The following is an 819-nucleotide window of genomic DNA, read 5'->3' as shown; positions in this document are numbered from 1 at the left end:
GTTCCCTCCGAGACGGATCCCGAGTAGTGCGGGGCACGTGAAACCCCGTATGAATCCGGCAGGACCATCTGCCAAGGCTAAATACTTCCTAGCGACCGATAGTGAAGCAGTACCGTGAGGGAAAGGTGAAAAGCACCCCGGAAGGGGAGTGAAATAGAACCTGAAACCGTGTGCTTACAAGAAGTCAGAGCCCGTTTTAGGGGTGATGGCGTGCCTTTTGTAGAATGAACCGGCGAGTTACGTTCCCGTGCAAGGTTAAGGTGAAGAGCCGGAGCCGCAGCGAAAGCGAGTCTGAATAGGGCGACATAGTACGTGGACGTAGACCCGAAACCGGGTGATCTACCCCTGTCCAGGGTGAAGGTGCGGTAACACGCACTGGAGGCCCGAACCCACGCACGTTGAAAAGTGCGGGGATGAGGTGGGGGTAGCGGAGAAATTCCAATCGAACTCGGAGATAGCTGGTTCTCCCCGAAATAGCTTTAGGGCTAGCCTCGGAAAACAGAGTCGTGGAGGTAGAGCACTGATTGGGTGCGGGGCCCGCAAGGGTTACCAAGCTCAGTCAAACTCCGAATGCCATAGACTTACTTCCGGGAGTCAGACAGTGAGTGCTAAGATCCATTGTCAAAAGGGAAACAGCCCAGACCATCAGCTAAGGTCCCCAAGTGTGTGTTAAGTGGGAAAGGATGTGGAGTTGCACAGACAACCAGGATGTTGGCTTAGAAGCAGCCACCATTGAAAGAGTGCGTAATAGCTCACTGGTCGAGTGACTCTGCGCCGAAAATGTAACGGGGCTAAACACACCACCGAAGCTATGGCTTG

1 rRNA gene is annotated in these 819 nt (G+C 54.1%); it reads left to right on the top strand.

Annotation, left to right across the window (positions count from 1 at the left end):
• A 23S ribosomal RNA gene (locus HP552_RS00710) occupies window positions 1-819 on the top strand; the annotation flags it as partial.

Origin of the sequence: Paenibacillus xylanilyticus (assembly GCF_013359935.1) — a bacterium.
Lineage (GTDB): Bacteria > Bacillota > Bacilli > Paenibacillales > Paenibacillaceae > Paenibacillus > Paenibacillus xylanilyticus.
The sequence above is the reverse complement of the archived record's forward strand: the minus strand, read 5'-3'. Positions and strand labels throughout refer to the sequence as shown.